Here is a 13,909-nt window from a genome sequence, read left to right as displayed (position 1 = left end):
TGACAAAATTCTGAATGTTCAACCCAAAACTTGCTTCTTCAAATCTAGCAAAAAGAACCAATTTGGCAAGAGAATGGCCATTTAAATTATCCCTGACAAGTAAGCGCGCAACAAACGAACGCCATAAGCCGTGCCTGCCCGGCCGGGAGCAAACTCCGTATCACCAAATGCGGTTCCGGCAATATCCAGATGAGCCCAGGCGGGATGCTCGTCCGTAAAGGCTTCCAGGAATTTGGCAGCAACGATGGCTCCGGCCAGCGGTTTTCCGTGGTAGTTTTTCACATCTGCAATGTCGGACGCAATTTCTTCCTTATATGAATCCCAGACGGGCAGCCGCCACATTCTTTCGCCCGTCCTGTCGCCAGCCTGTGACAGTGCTTCTGCCAGCTCACTGTTAGGTGTAAACAGCCCTGCCGCCTCGTAACCCAATGTCTGGATCACGCTGCCTGTTAATGTTGCCAGATCGATCACAACATCCGGCTTGAACTCCCTTACCGCATAACTAAGACCATCAGCCAGGATCAACCTTCCTTCTGCATCCGTATCAATCACTTCAATGGTTTTGCCTGCATAGGACTTTATAACGTCGCCGGGTTTCATTGAAAGTCCGTCCACGCTGTTTTCGGTTGATGGAATCACACCGATGATCCTGACCGGAATTTTCAGCTGTGCAGCCAGTTCAACCGCGCCCAGAACAGCCGCTGCGCCGCCCATATCGCTTTTCATCAAATGCATATTGGCAGACGTTTTAATAGAAATCCCGCCTGTATCAAAGGTTACGCCCTTACCTACCAATGCAATGGTTTTGGTATAATGTTCCGGTTCATATTCCGACACGATCATCAACGGCGGCGCCTCACTGCCTTTTCCAACCGCCAGCAATGCATGCATACCAAGCGCTTCGAGCCTGGATTTGTCGAACACAGTTACTTTATAACCATTTTTACTGCCTGATTCAGTGGCCCATTCGGCTAATGTTGAAGGGTTTTTATAGTTTGAAGGCGCGTTCATCAGATCCATGATCCGCATCTGGACTAATGCTGTCTTTTGCGCAACATCCAATGCTTCGTCGATCGATGGCGAATGCTTTTCAGTCAAGACGGACAATGTTCCCGTTCTGAAAAAAGCACTTAATGGTTTGGGTTCTGTTTTATAAAGTTGCAGATCATAACCGCCCAGAACGATCCCGTTAACCGCGTTTTCGATCCATTCCGGTTCGCGACCTTTGCAATCCAGAATGATCTCGTCCGGCCAGCGGTCTTTGCGCTTGAAAAACAGCGACCTGAAAATTTTAATGATAGCCGGAAGCTGTGGCGATTTGCCCAACCCGATCCAGAGCTCACGCGAAGAATACCACCACATTTCACCTTTTTCCGCCTTGAACATATTTTGATTTTCGGGTTCAAAACCTTGTTCAAACGGACGAATCAGCAACAAATCATCCGCTGCCTCTGATATTTGTTTAATCTGCATTATATGTTGTAAATCAATAAAAGAATGTCTCAAATGCCTTCCTAACCCGTTGTTAATGCGACAATGCTTAATCCAGCCCGCCCCGACGTGTCGGCTTCTTCGGCTCAGGCCAGGCTCCCGGCTCGCCTTTTGAATTTAATGGTAAAATACTTTTCTCGCGAGAAGTCTTGGCGGGATCTTCGCTGGCCTGATAAGCCATAATCGCCGCCAGGATCGCATTGCTGCGCACATCGTCAAACACGATCTTATCATAAGTGTCCCGGTTGGTATGCCAGGTATAGGTTCCATAAGACCAGTTCAAAGAGCTCAGGGAAAATGCTGGCGCACCCGCTGCCACAAATGATGCAAAATCGGATCCGCCAGCGCCCGGTGCACCCGGAAACTTGGATTCAATAGGCGTTTTAATATTCTCCGGAACCTTGGTCAGCCAGCGGCTCAGATACTCGTAGGAATTCAAAAAGCCCTGGCCCGAAAGGTTAATAACCCTTCCTGTGCCATTATCCTGGTTGAAAACCGCCTGAATGTTCTGCACAATTTCCGGATGGTCCTCCACAAAAGCACGCGAACCATTCAGTCCCTGCTCCTCGCTGCCCCAATGTCCCACCAGGATCGTTCTTTTAGGGTTTGGATAAACTTTTTTGAGAATGCGCATGGCTTCCATCATCACAATGGTGCCCGTTCCATTATCAGTAGCGCCCGTTCCGCCATCCCAGGAGTCGAAATGCGCGGAAAGAATTACGTATTCGTTTGGCTTCTCCGAGCCTTTGATTTCGCCGATTGTATTAAATGTCTGGCTCACGCCCGTTTCCTTCGCATCCGCACGCACACTGATTTTGGGTGTGTGCCCCGACTCAGACAGGCGATATAGTAAGCCGTAATCTTCGAGCGAAATGTCAATAGTAGGAATCGCTTTGGTATAAGCACCAAAAATTTTATTTGCACCAAAACCTTTTGACCAATACGACATAACCACGCCTGCCGCCCCGGCCTTTTCCAATGCCAGAGGCAATGTGCGTGTATTATATCCGCTTTTTTTCAAACGATTTGCCCAGGCCTCGGTCTGCGCATCGCGGTCCTTTTTCATTTTTTCAAATGATTCTTTGGTCGCAAATTCCTGCCAGTTGTAATCCGGCCGGCCCGTTGGCTGGTTCATGCTGATCATTACAAATTTGCCTTTTGCAGTAGGCAGCCATTTCTGGAAAGCCAGCGAATCGGCCACGTCCGGAAGAATGATCACCTCCGCCGTCACCGTTTTTCCACCCGTTCCGGGGCTCCACGCCAGTTGCATGCCTTCCAGCGATTTTACCCTCGGCGCTACCATATCAATGTGCGACACGCCACGTTCCCAGCCGCGCCATTCACCCCACTTTTCGTTTTTTGCTGTAATGTTCCAGCCTTTGTATTTCGCCACTGCCCATTCGTGCGCCTGCTGCATTTGCGGCGAGCCCACAAGCCTCGGCCCGATGACGTCCATTAATTCGTGAGCCAATTTTTCCAGTTGTGAATTTTCGGTTGCTTCTTTAACAATGTTTTCAACCACCGGATCTTTGCTTTGTGAAAAGCCAGGCTGGATCTGAACGGCAAAAAATAACAGAAAAACAAAGGAGATTCTTTTCATGAAAATGTTGGTTTAACAATTAATCTGTTTCCTAAGATAGGAAATAGCGATAAAGGTTCGGATAATGGTTAGGAAAATTGTTTCGTTTGTCTTCTTTGCAAACTATTTCGTTGGCCTGCTGGCAGTGGCATTGTCGCTCGAAACCATGTTCCAGCTTAGCCTGCCTTTTAATGCTGTTCCTTACTACATCCTCATTTTCTGCGCCACCGTTTTTTATTACACCATTGCCTACTCCATCCCGCCGGGCGCTGCGTTTTCCAGTAATCCGAGAACGGAGTGGTATAGGATGCATTACGGCTTCACGCGCATTAGTCAGTATGTACTTTTTACAATTTGTTCGGGGATTGCGGGCTGGTTTTTGATCCGTGATTTTACAAAGTTGCTGCATCTGCCGCTTGCAAGCTGGCTGTTACTATTAAGCATTCCCGGCGCCGCAATCCTGTATTACGGACTGCTTCCCAAATCATTGATCTCCTTCAATCTCCGGAATACGGGCTGGCTGAAAGCGTTTGTGATCGGCTTTGTGTGGGCCGGTTTTGTGAATGTATTCCCGATCACAATGCTGCGAATTGAGCAGGGAATTGTGGTTCACGAGCCCATTTTCATGTTTTGGCTGTTTGTCAAAAACTGGATGTTCTGCACGGTGAACGCAATTATGTTCGATATGAAAGATTATGAGGACGACGCCAACATTCAGCTGAAAACATTTGCGGTGCGGATGGGACTAAGTAACACGATCATCTATGTGCTTGTCCCGCTGCTGCTAATCGGGCTCTTTTCCTTCCTTTCTTTTGCGTTTTTTCAAAAATTGAGCACGCCCACATTGATTCTTAATCTGCTTCCATTTGTATGCTTGCTGGGGGTTGCATTTGCTTTACAAAAACCCAAAAGCGTCCTATTTTATCTCATCGTGATCGACGGATTATTGCTGGTAAAAGCCATTTGCGGGATTGTCGGCAGCATTTTCACCTCTCATTAAGGTCATGAAAAATAATTACGATAGGGTCGCCGGGTTTTATGACATGCTTTCAAAGCTGGTTTTTGGAAACACTTTAATGGAGGCGCAGCGATCGGTTTTGCACTTTATTCCCGAAGGAGCGAAAATACTTGTAGCAGGCGGTGGCACAGGCGCGATTCTGGAAGAAATTTCACAAATACGACCTTACAACATCGACATTACTTACATTGAAATCTCGCAAAAAATGCTTGATATAGCGAAGAGGCGTGATGTTGGAAAAAACAATGTTCAATACATGCACGAAGCCGTGGAATCATTTCATTCCGTAGAACGATTTGACATGATCATCACCTCATTTTTGTTTGATAATTTCAAACAGGATAACGCAGAAATTGTTTTCAAAAACCTCGATAATAAGCTTCATTCAAAAGGGTTCTGGCTTTTTACGGATTTCAATGTGGAAAACAAACCTGGCAAATTCTGGCAAAAATGGCTGTTGAAATCCATGTATCTTTTCTTCGGGATCCTTTCAGATGTGGAAGCGAAAAAGCTGCCTGATACTGAAATGCTGTTCAGCAAAGCCGGTTTCAAAACCGTTTTTCAAAAATCCTTTTACAGTGGTTTTATCCAATCATTGGTTTACCAAAAACCTTAACCCAATGCTGCGCGCCTTCTTCCAAAAATAAACCGTTCATTGAAGATGACGATGGATAGCAAAATCAGCGAATAAGCGGTGATCTGAATGGAATTGATGGGCTCGTGGAAATAAACCAGGGCGATGAAGAAGTTCATTAAAGGATTGATATACAACAAAATGCCCATTGTTGAAGACGTTACGCTTTGCAATGCATACAGGTTCATATACAACGGCACAATGGTAAAAAGCACGGCGATCACGAATATCAATGCATAAAACGAAAATTCGGTTGGCAATGCTTCGCTGTACTGCGGATAGAACGGAAGCAGGATCAGGGCCGAGAAAATGATCTGGACGGTGAGGACCAGAAATTTATCCATACCCACATTTTTGCGCTGACTAACCAGATAGAATGCATAGGAAAGTGCGACGATCAGGCTGTAAGCAATGTCCGCAACATTACTGAAAGACAGCAACATACAGCTTAACACACTGAGTGAAACTGCCGCCCACTGCCATTTGCTCAATTTTTCGTTTAATACAAAATATGCGATCACAGTGGTCATGATCGGACACACCAAGTAGGCGAATGACGCTGCTTTTACGCTAATGTGGTTCATTACGTAAATAAAGAAAAACCAGTTTGCGGTCAGCAAAAGTCCGCCCGCAAGCGTCAGCAATGTTACCCGTTTCTTCTGCGCAGGAGGCATCTGACGGAATGTTTTTACATTTTCCTTCAATACTTTTACCCGCACGAAAAGGCTGATCACCGCCATGATGACGGCACATAAAAAGACGCGGTAAAACAGAATATCAAGCGACGCGTAGGCCTTTAACGGTTTGAGGGCCAGACTGAAAAACCCCCAGATTACAAACGAGATAAATGCCGCCAGATAATGTTTTGAAAATTTCATGGAGCTGGTAATGTGTATCAAATGATGTGGATGGATGTATTCAGGGAACAGCAAAACATTTCCGAGGGTTCGGAGGCGCTGAAAATCATTCGTTTCTCAACTTAGGATATTTTAATAATACAAAAAACGGAACCTTAGCCAGTATATTTGGCTTGATTTAAGTAGTAACATTAGAATTTAATATGACTTTTTCCGATATCAGACTGGTCGCAACCGACATGGACGGCACGCTTTTGAACTCCAAACACGAAATAAACGAATCATTTTTCCCCGTTTTTAGAAAATTAAAAGACCACGGTGTCATTTTCGTAGCCGCCAGCGGACGTCAGTATTTCAATCTTGCCAAAGCATTGGAACAAGTAAAAGACGAAGTGATTTTTGCTGCTGAAAATGGCAGTTATGTTGTTTTTAGAGATGAAGAAATCCACATTCAGGCGATAGAAGCGGACATTGTGCGCGAATTGGTAAAAATTTCACGCCCTATCAAAGATACATACGCCGTGATTTGCGGCAAGAAAAAAGCGTATGTGGAAAATGACGATGCTGAGTTTATCAATCATTTGAAGCTGTATTTTGAAAGATATGAGATCGTGGATGATCTGACCAAAGTGGAAGATGACCAATTCCTGAAATTCACGATTTGCGACCTGGCCGGTTCTGAGGCAAACAGTTATCCGCATTACAAGCATTTTGAAGACAACCTGCAAGTGAAGGTTTCTGGTCCGATATGGCTGGACATTTCCCACAAAAAAGCCAACAAAGGCCGTGCTATGGAGGTTTTGCAGGAGAAGTTTAACATCACTTTTGACCAAACCATGATCTTCGGCGATTATCTGAATGATCTTGAAATGCTTACAAAAGGACATTATTCCTACGCAATGGCCAATGCACACCCGGATATCAAAAAAATAGCCCGTTTCATCGCCAAGAGTAACGATGAAAACGGGGTTGTTGAAATCCTTTCGGAAATTACGGAATAACCTGCGGGCTATTCAGTGTATTTTTTGAATATAGAAGTAGCCGTGTGGCCGCCGAAACCGAATGTGTTGTTCAGCGCGTAATTCACGGTTTGCTTCACAGAATCACCTAATATAATGTTCAGTCCTTCCGGCGTGGCATCGTCCAGGGTTTCTGTGTTGATCGTTCCCGGGATAATGTCGTGCTTCACAGCCAGCGCGCACACAATGCTTTCAATGGCTCCGGCAGCGCCTAACAAGTGGCCGGTCATTGATTTTGTGGCACTGATCGCAACCTGATGATCGCCAAAAACAGTCTTGATGCCGTTCAGTTCGCTCATATCGCCCAAACCGGTTGAAGTAGCGTGCGCATTCACATAATCGATTTTGTCGGGCGTGATTTCTGCTTCTTTCAAAGCCTTTCTCATTCCCAGCGCTGCGCCCATTCCGTCTGGCGGCGTGCCTGTCAGGTGGTAAGCGTCTGCTGCCATTCCGCCTCCTACTATTTCAGCATAAATGGTTGCTCCGCGGGCCACTGCATAGTCCAGATCTTCGAGAATCAATGCCGCCGCTCCTTCGCCCATAACGAAACCGTCCCGGTCTTTATCGAACGGGCGGGATGCTTTTTCGGGGGCATCATTGCGTTTGGACAACGCCTGAGCCGCACCAAATCCACCCAATGCCGAATAAATGATCGCTGCCTCCGAGCCTCCTGCGACCATCAGCTTTGCTTTGCCCATTTTAATAGTGTCAAATGCGCTGATCACCGCCGTATTGGAAGATGCACAGGCAGAAACGGTGCAATAATTAGGACCGTGCAATTTATGACGGATCGAAATGACGCCGGCTGCAATGTCCACGATCATTTTTGGAATAAAGAAAGGACTGAAACGCGGCACACCACCCGATGCATGAAATTCAAGCAACTGATCTTCAAAAGTGCCCATTCCACCATTTCCCGTGGCCCAGATCACGCCCATGTCGTAACGGTCTTCGAGTTCGATCGTGCTGAAATCAAGTCCCGCGTCTTTGATGGCTGTATCGGATGCTGCAATCGCGTATTGCGTGTGCAGATCGTATTTTTTGAGCTCTTTTTTATCGATATAATCCTCTGCAACGAAGTTCCGGACTTCACAGCCGAATTGCGTCTTAAACTTAGAAACATCCATTTTCGTAATGGTAGCAGCACCGCTTTTACCATTCACAATATTTTCCCAAAATTCATCTACGGAATTTCCGAGGGGAGAAATAACTCCCAAACCAGTAACAACTACTCTTCTCATAAAAATTTAGAATTTTCTCGACAACATCAGGCGCTATTTGTCAAACTCCTGAGTTACTGCATCTTTGAATAAGGCTTCCACCATTTTTTGCACTCTTGGACCTACTATTAATATCACCGGAATAACCAGCATATAGGCCATGATCCAGGATTTCAGCCAAATCACCAAAAAATTGGCAACAAATCCAATATTTATAGAAACCAAACTAAAGGAAATTATACCCGTAGTGATCACTCCCATAATCATGGCAAACGCAATTCTCTGCTTCATTTTTTTATTTTGTTAAGTTTTGAAGTTGTTACCGGCCGATACTTGAATGTCAGGCTGCACTTCCCGGATTCATTGCCAAAAGCGCTTGTTCGGGCGATTGTAGGAATAATCCAAACAGCTCCGCGGTCCGGCCAACGCGTATTTCATATGTATCCGTTTCAAAGGCGTTAAACAAGGCCTCGGCTACTTCACGTGGCGGAATGCCGTTTTCTCCTCCGATTTCGGTTGAAAAATCTGTGTTAACCAAGGGCGGCATCAGTTCAAAAACCTTTGTGGAAGTTGTCTTCGCTAATGTTAACCGAAGTGATTGCGTGTAGGAATGCAATGCTGCTTTGCTCGCGGCGTAAGTCGGGATTACGTGATTGGGCACGAAAGCGGCAATGCTTGAAACGTTGACAATGGCAGATTCCGCCTGTTTGCTTAACTGTGGCGCCAGTTTCTGATTTATGCCGACAATCGATAAATAGTTGGTCACAATTTCTCCTTCTGCCCTTTCGTAAACATCGTCCACGCTATCAAGGAAATAGTAAGATGCCGCACCCGCGTTGTTGATCACAATGTTCAGGTTCGGGAAATCGCTTTTTAATGTTGCTACCAGTTGGTCCACATCCTGCTTGTTAGCAACGTCGCCCACGATTGCCGTTGTATTTTTGAGTTTCGCTACTGCTTCATTAAGACGCGCTTCGTTCCTGCCGGTGATGATCACATTGTTTCCTTTTTCAGAAAAAATCTTCGCAATCTCAAATCCGATTCCTGCGCTTCCTCCTGTGATCAAAATTGTATTTCCAGTCGTTTTCATTTTTGCTTTTGTTTAAATAAATCAAATATTAGAATATACCGATCGGTATATTCATGTTTAAAAAAATAGTTACAAATCGTCAATCATCTTTTTCACTGCCTTCATAATCGCCGTCCTGTATTGCAGCTTACCCGTAACTTTACTGATCATAATCCCTCCTTCGACCAATGCGATCAATGTGATAGCCACTTCTTCCGGTTCCAGATTGGCACTCAGCTCATTATCAACAATCCCCTTTTTAATCAAGGCTTCGATTTTATTTTTCCACGAATAAATGGCGTCAGCCGCTTTTTGGCGCAACGGCGGATGTGTGTCGTCCGCTTCGATAGAAGTATTGAGAATGGGACAGCCGCCTTCGGGAAACGGGTAAGTCAGGAAGTTTTCGTAAATGCGCACATACACCAGCAACTTTTCTTTCACAGATTTCTGCGCATCCATTTCAGCCTGCACGGCGGTGAACATTTTTTTCAGGTTAAAATCAAAAGCCGCCAGGGCCACTTCGTCCTTGTTCCGGAAATTTCCATAAATGCTTCCTTTCGTCAGGCCGGTTGCCTCGATCATATCATTAATTGAAGTTCCTGAATAGCCCTTAACATTAAAAATCGGTGCCGTTTTTTCAATGATAAATTGCCTGGTTTTTTCTGCCTTAGTCATGTGCTTCAAATTAACGATACAAAAATATACCAATCGGTATATAATTGCAAGTGAAATCTTATATATTTTTATTTTATTTATCAAAACCAAAAAAAGCGGCCCGGTTACGCAACCAGGCCGCTATCTTATCTCCCACAGCTAATTTTCTACTTTGCGCTTACGCGCCATATCGTCCCCGCCGAATCGTCATTAACCAGCATCGAACCATCTTCCATGACGGTCACTCCCACTGGGCGACCATAAACTTTCTTTTCACTTTCAACGAATCCGGTTAAAAAATCTTCCGGCTTACCAGCAGGCTTACCATTTTTGAAAGGCACGAAAACAACCTTATAACCCGACAACTTCGAGCGGTTCCAAGAACCGTGCTGCCCAATGAATGCGCCATTCTGATATTTGGCTGGGAATTGTGTTTTATCATAAAATGCAAGTCCCAATGAGGCAGTATGCGATCCCACCGGCACATCCGGCACAAGCGTTTTGGCGACAAGATCAGGACGTTCACCTTTTCTTCTCGGATCTTCATTTTTCCCAAAATAGGCGTAAGGCCAACCGTAGAATCCGCCTTGTTTCACACTGGTAATGTAATCCGGCACAAGCTCGTCGCCCAACTTATCGCGCTCGTTCACAGCCGTCCACAATGTATTTGAGCCAGGAGCCCAGTCCATACCAACCGGATTCCGCAAGCCGCTCGCATATATTCTTTCACCGGTTCCGTCCGGGTTAACCTCCAAAATGTTCGCCCTGCGTTTTTCTTCATCCATTCCATGATCTGCCACATTACTGGCTGAGCCCACGGAAATGTAAATTTTGGAGCCGTCTGCGTTTGCAAGCAGGTTCCTGGTCCAGTGATTATTATAACCACCAGCGGGAAGATCAACGATTTTTTCACCTTTGCTTGTGATTTTCGTGTCGCCGCTTTTATAAGCATATCGGTAAAGACCATTTGTATTGGCCACATAGAAGTAATCTTTCAGCACAAGCATTCCGAGCGGCTGTTTCAGGTTTTCCATGAATATTTCCCTGATCTCCGGCTTGCCATCTTTATTTACATCGCGCAAAACGGTAATCCTGTCTGCGCTCTTTTTTGTATTAGATTCGGCGACAAACACGTCACCATTAGGGGCTATGTAAGTCCAGCGGGGGCTTTTCAGCTTATCTGCATATTTACTAACCGTGAAACCTGCTGGGGCAGTTGGCATTTTTCCTTCGGGCCAGCCAGCTTCTTCGGGCCTGTTTTCAACCGATTCGGACGTAAATGGCGCGGGTAATGTTAGCCTATCTGTAACGGTTTCTACGGAATCAGGACCGCTTTGTGCAGCGGCTTCTTTTTCTTGATCGCTAACTTTGGTGCTGCACCCGGCTAGTGTGATTGCCAGGAAGGTGCATGCAAGTATGAGGCCATTTGTCTTCATTCTTTAGGGGTTTAAAAATAAAAAAGCAGATCATCGGTTTTTCAACCTACGATCTGCCATTTACAATAATGATGCCAGTTTGCTTACTTAAAACACATTAGCAAGAAGCGCGATTCGGAACTCACCATTTAAAAACTAACCGGAACCTCAATCACTGCATCGGCCCAACCCATAAACATCTTCGCAGAAGTGTCTGAAACTTTCTCAAATACGATAGAAAAATTCTCGATCGGTGCTTCCGCTTTTTTCACAGGAGCCGTTACCCGCAGGATATCGCTGCCTTCTTTGTATTTATAAGCGCCCCAGTAATCCAGGTCTGAGCTCAGGATTACGGTCCATTCTTTTTCGCCAGGAATCGAGAAAATCGAATAAGTGCCTGCTTTAACTTTCTTGCCTCCGAATGTCGCATCCTGATAAAATTTGATCTCGGTTGCTTCGTCCGCGCCCGTTCTCCATACTTTTCCGTAAGGTTCTAGTTTACCAAAAACTTCTCTTCCTTTCAAAAACGGGCGGCTATATGAGACTTTTACCAAAGCCTTTTCGCCATCTTTCCGGTCATGCGCAAAGTGATCCGGGAAATAAGCAATATCACGCGGACTTTTATCCAAAGGCCTGAATTTCTGCGCCTGAGAGGTAAAAGTGATCACTAGTAATGTCAAGGAAAGGAAAAATGTCTTTTTCATAAAAGGAGTGAAATTGAAATGAGGTTTGATAGTTAATTGGGCTTGAGGAATTCTACTTTTTATAATGGTGCCTGCATTTCAGGACAATGATTGTACTGTTTTCGACGGCATAAACGAGGCGGTGCTCATCCGTTATTCTTCTGGACCAGCATTCAGTAAGATCTCCTTTTAATGGTTCGGGTTTCCCTATCCCGTCAAAAGGGGATCTTCTGCAAGCCTTGATTAGCTCATTGATCTTCTTAACTATTTTTTTGTCCGTTTCCTGCCAATATAAGTAATCATCCCAACCTTCGTCGTGGAAGAGTAACTTCATTATTCGATCAGTTCGCGTTCATGAATGTTCAGCTTCCCGTTTTTGAGATCTGCAATCGCTTTTAAAAGACGCGCTTTGTTCAAAGAATCACTCAAAAGATATTCGGTCGTGTCTTGCGGCACTTGCTTTTTATCGTTTTCCCGAACTTCCTTTTTTGCATTCACGGATGTCTTCTCTTTAATCCAATGGAGGTGTAATGCCATGTTTTTGATAATGTGTGTGACGAATTGGTTTAACGCTTGCAAAACTAAGCGTTTGAACCAAAATACAATAACGTATATCCTTATAACGCTCAACCGATCACCTTCCCGCTTAAAACCGGCCTTGAATCCTTGGTTTTTCCCAGGATTGCGAGGCTGCGTTTGAACTCGATGTTTACGGCGTCGCCTTCGAATTTGCAGGTTACGGTTTCGTAATGGGCGGTTTCGATGAAACGCCAGGTCATTTCGAATGTGTTTTCGTCGATCCAGGCTCCGCTACCGGCTACTTTTGTTAGTTTTTCGCCGGGAACAGGCGTTAGTACGAGTTTCAATGGCATTACCGACAGATTTGTTAACCCGACTTTCCAGTTGCCCAACCCATTCACGACCAAATGTTCACCCTTGTCATCAAATAACCGGAACAAACACCATCCCTTTTCGAATTCGAAGGATACTTTATTCACATTCAAACTGTTATCAGCCACTTTGAAGCTTTTATTATTAAGCTTTGCAGCCATCTCAGCGGTTGGTTTTCCGGCAGTAAGCGGCAATGCAAGTGTTGTCAGTTTCTTTTGCAGCTCAGCCTGTGTGTCCTTATCCGACTGTACCCGGGCCGATTTCACCGAAGCCAGAATGTGTTTCCAAACGTGGTCCAGAATGCCTTGCATATCACCCGTTTCGCTGGTTATCGCAACAACCATATCTTCCTTCGGCATGACAATGCAGTATTGCCCGTAAGCGCCATCGCCGCGGTAAGCATCATTGCGGCAGCGCCAGAACTGGTAACCGTAACCTTGCAGCCAATCGTTTTCCTCTGGTTTGCGGGCTCCGCCTTTGGACATAATGTGCGAACGCGTCGCTTCTTCAACCCAAGCCTCGGACAAAATGCGTTTGCCGTTCCACTGCCCTTTTTGCAAATAAAGCTGTCCGAATTTGGCGATATCCTCTGTCTTCACCCGAAGGCCCCAGCCGCCTGTGTTAATGCCGTTCGGATCGACTTCCCAATCCGGATCGTCAATGCCCAGCGGTTCGAAAAGCCGTGGTGTTAAATATTGCAGTAATGTCTGCCCCGTAAGTTTTTGAATGATCGCAGACAGCATATACGTTGCTGCGCTGTTGTATACAAAGAATGTCCCCGGCTCATGCTCCACAGGCAGTGAGAGAAACGCTTTTACCCAATTCTTTTCCTTGGACTCCCTAACCGGCCCTGTGGCGTCCTTATCATGCCCGGTCGACATCGTAAGCAGATCTTTCACACGCATTGCAGCCAGATTTGCGCTTACTGTTGCCGGTTTATCATCAGGGAAGAATGACAGAACTTTGTCTTCAACGGTCAATTTTTTCTCCCCCACCGCCAATCCGATGGCGGTAGAGGTAAAACTTTTGCTCAGCGAATAAAGCGTATGCTTCATATCCGGGCCATAAGGCGCCCACCAGCCTTCGGCAACTACTTTTCCCTGACGAAGGATCATTAAGCTGTGCAGATTTAATTTGTCTGCCTCCACAGCATTGGTGAAATCCAAGATACTTTTTGCCGATAATCCCTGCAATTCCGGCGAACTGCGTGGTAGTGAGCCCGAATGCAATGTTGCAGCCCAGGCCGATGCCGGGATTGCGCTGATTATGCCTAATTGTAATGCACCAAATCCAAGTTGTTGTAAAAATTCCCTGCGATTGTAAGACATGTCTATGGAGAATAAATGTTCAGAAAAGTCAAATGGTCGGGTGGCTGCGGA

General features: G+C 45.6%; 15 protein-coding genes. 3 read left to right on the top strand and 12 right to left on the bottom strand.

Annotated features, from left to right (window positions below; all coding sequences use genetic code 11):
• Nucleotides 1–81: 81 nt before the first annotated feature.
• Together L0659_RS02000 and L0659_RS01995 are read right to left on the bottom strand one after the other, a co-directional pair.
• Complete coding sequence (locus L0659_RS02000; RefSeq protein ID WP_235123891.1) at nucleotides 82–1,473, bottom strand: M17 family metallopeptidase; 1,392 nt, start codon at nucleotides 1,471–1,473, stop codon at nucleotides 82–84.
• 67 nt (nucleotides 1,474–1,540) lie between these two features.
• Nucleotides 1,541–3,091, bottom strand: a complete 1,551-nt coding sequence (locus tag L0659_RS01995) for a M20/M25/M40 family metallo-hydrolase (RefSeq protein ID WP_235123890.1) — start codon at nucleotides 3,089–3,091, stop codon at nucleotides 1,541–1,543.
• 64 nt (nucleotides 3,092–3,155) lie between these two features.
• Here L0659_RS01995 and L0659_RS01990 point away from each other — a divergent pair, with 64 nt between their 5' ends.
• Complete coding sequence (locus L0659_RS01990) at nucleotides 3,156–4,070, top strand: UbiA family prenyltransferase (RefSeq protein ID WP_235123889.1); 915 nt, start codon at nucleotides 3,156–3,158, stop codon at nucleotides 4,068–4,070.
• Between the two features lie 4 nt (nucleotides 4,071–4,074).
• Nucleotides 4,075–4,704: a bifunctional 2-polyprenyl-6-hydroxyphenol methylase/3-demethylubiquinol 3-O-methyltransferase UbiG gene (locus L0659_RS01985; protein ID WP_235123888.1), complete on the top strand. Its 630-nt coding sequence runs from the start codon at nucleotides 4,075–4,077 to the stop codon at nucleotides 4,702–4,704.
• Here L0659_RS01985 and L0659_RS01980 read toward each other — a convergent pair.
• Entirely contained in the window at nucleotides 4,701–5,600 is a 900-nt protein-coding gene (locus L0659_RS01980) for an EamA family transporter (RefSeq protein WP_235123887.1), read from the bottom strand. The two genes, L0659_RS01985 and L0659_RS01980, sit on opposite strands and share 4 nt — an antisense overlap.
• 182 nt (nucleotides 5,601–5,782) lie before the next feature.
• Here L0659_RS01980 and L0659_RS01975 point away from each other — a divergent pair, with 182 nt between their 5' ends.
• Nucleotides 5,783–6,580 carry an HAD family hydrolase gene (locus tag L0659_RS01975; RefSeq protein WP_235123886.1) on the top strand — a complete coding sequence of 266 codons (798 nt, stop codon included), beginning with the start codon at nucleotides 5,783–5,785 and terminating at the stop codon, nucleotides 6,578–6,580.
• An 8-nt stretch (nucleotides 6,581–6,588) separates the two neighbouring features.
• On the opposite strand, the gene fabF is transcribed toward L0659_RS01975, so the two are convergent.
• From fabF to L0659_RS01930, 9 genes are all read right to left on the bottom strand, one after another.
• Nucleotides 6,589–7,839, bottom strand: coding sequence for a beta-ketoacyl-ACP synthase II (gene fabF, locus L0659_RS01970; protein ID WP_235123884.1), 1,251 nt, complete (start codon nucleotides 7,837–7,839; stop codon nucleotides 6,589–6,591).
• Nucleotides 7,840–7,872: 33 nt separating this feature from the next.
• Nucleotides 7,873–8,109, bottom strand: coding sequence for a DUF2798 domain-containing protein (locus tag L0659_RS01965; protein WP_235123882.1), 237 nt, complete (start codon nucleotides 8,107–8,109; stop codon nucleotides 7,873–7,875).
• 49 nt (nucleotides 8,110–8,158) lie between these two features.
• Nucleotides 8,159–8,908 carry an SDR family oxidoreductase gene (locus tag L0659_RS01960; protein ID WP_235123881.1) on the bottom strand — a complete coding sequence of 250 codons (750 nt, stop codon included), beginning with the start codon at nucleotides 8,906–8,908 and terminating at the stop codon, nucleotides 8,159–8,161.
• Between the two features lie 69 nt (nucleotides 8,909–8,977).
• Entirely contained in the window at nucleotides 8,978–9,562 is a 585-nt protein-coding gene (locus tag L0659_RS01955; RefSeq protein ID WP_235123879.1) for a TetR/AcrR family transcriptional regulator, read from the bottom strand.
• Between the two features lie 146 nt (nucleotides 9,563–9,708).
• A complete protein-coding gene (locus tag L0659_RS01950) occupies nucleotides 9,709–10,977 on the bottom strand; it encodes a sorbosone dehydrogenase family protein (RefSeq protein WP_235123878.1) in 1,269 nt (422 codons plus the stop codon).
• Between the two features lie 128 nt (nucleotides 10,978–11,105).
• Entirely contained in the window at nucleotides 11,106–11,660 is a 555-nt protein-coding gene (locus L0659_RS01945) for a DUF2911 domain-containing protein (RefSeq protein ID WP_235123876.1), read from the bottom strand.
• 52 nt (nucleotides 11,661–11,712) lie between these two features.
• A complete protein-coding gene (locus tag L0659_RS01940) occupies nucleotides 11,713–11,973 on the bottom strand; it encodes a Txe/YoeB family addiction module toxin (RefSeq protein WP_235123874.1) in 261 nt (86 codons plus the stop codon).
• Nucleotides 11,973–12,176 (bottom strand): hypothetical protein, encoded by a 204-nt coding sequence (locus L0659_RS01935; protein ID WP_235123873.1) that lies wholly within the window; start codon nucleotides 12,174–12,176, stop codon nucleotides 11,973–11,975. The genes L0659_RS01940 and L0659_RS01935 overlap by 1 nt, the downstream gene beginning before the upstream one ends.
• An 89-nt stretch (nucleotides 12,177–12,265) precedes the next feature.
• The gene (locus tag L0659_RS01930) at nucleotides 12,266–13,858 is read right to left on the bottom strand and encodes a serine hydrolase (RefSeq protein WP_235123872.1); all 1,593 of its coding nucleotides are present in this window, start codon (nucleotides 13,856–13,858) and stop codon (nucleotides 12,266–12,268) included.
• Nucleotides 13,859–13,909: the final 51 nt, after the last annotated feature.

The organism is Dyadobacter sp. CY347, assembly GCF_021502655.1.
GTDB lineage: Bacteria > Bacteroidota > Bacteroidia > Cytophagales > Spirosomataceae > Dyadobacter.
The sequence above is the reverse complement of the archived record's forward strand: the minus strand, read 5'-3'. Positions and strand labels throughout refer to the sequence as shown.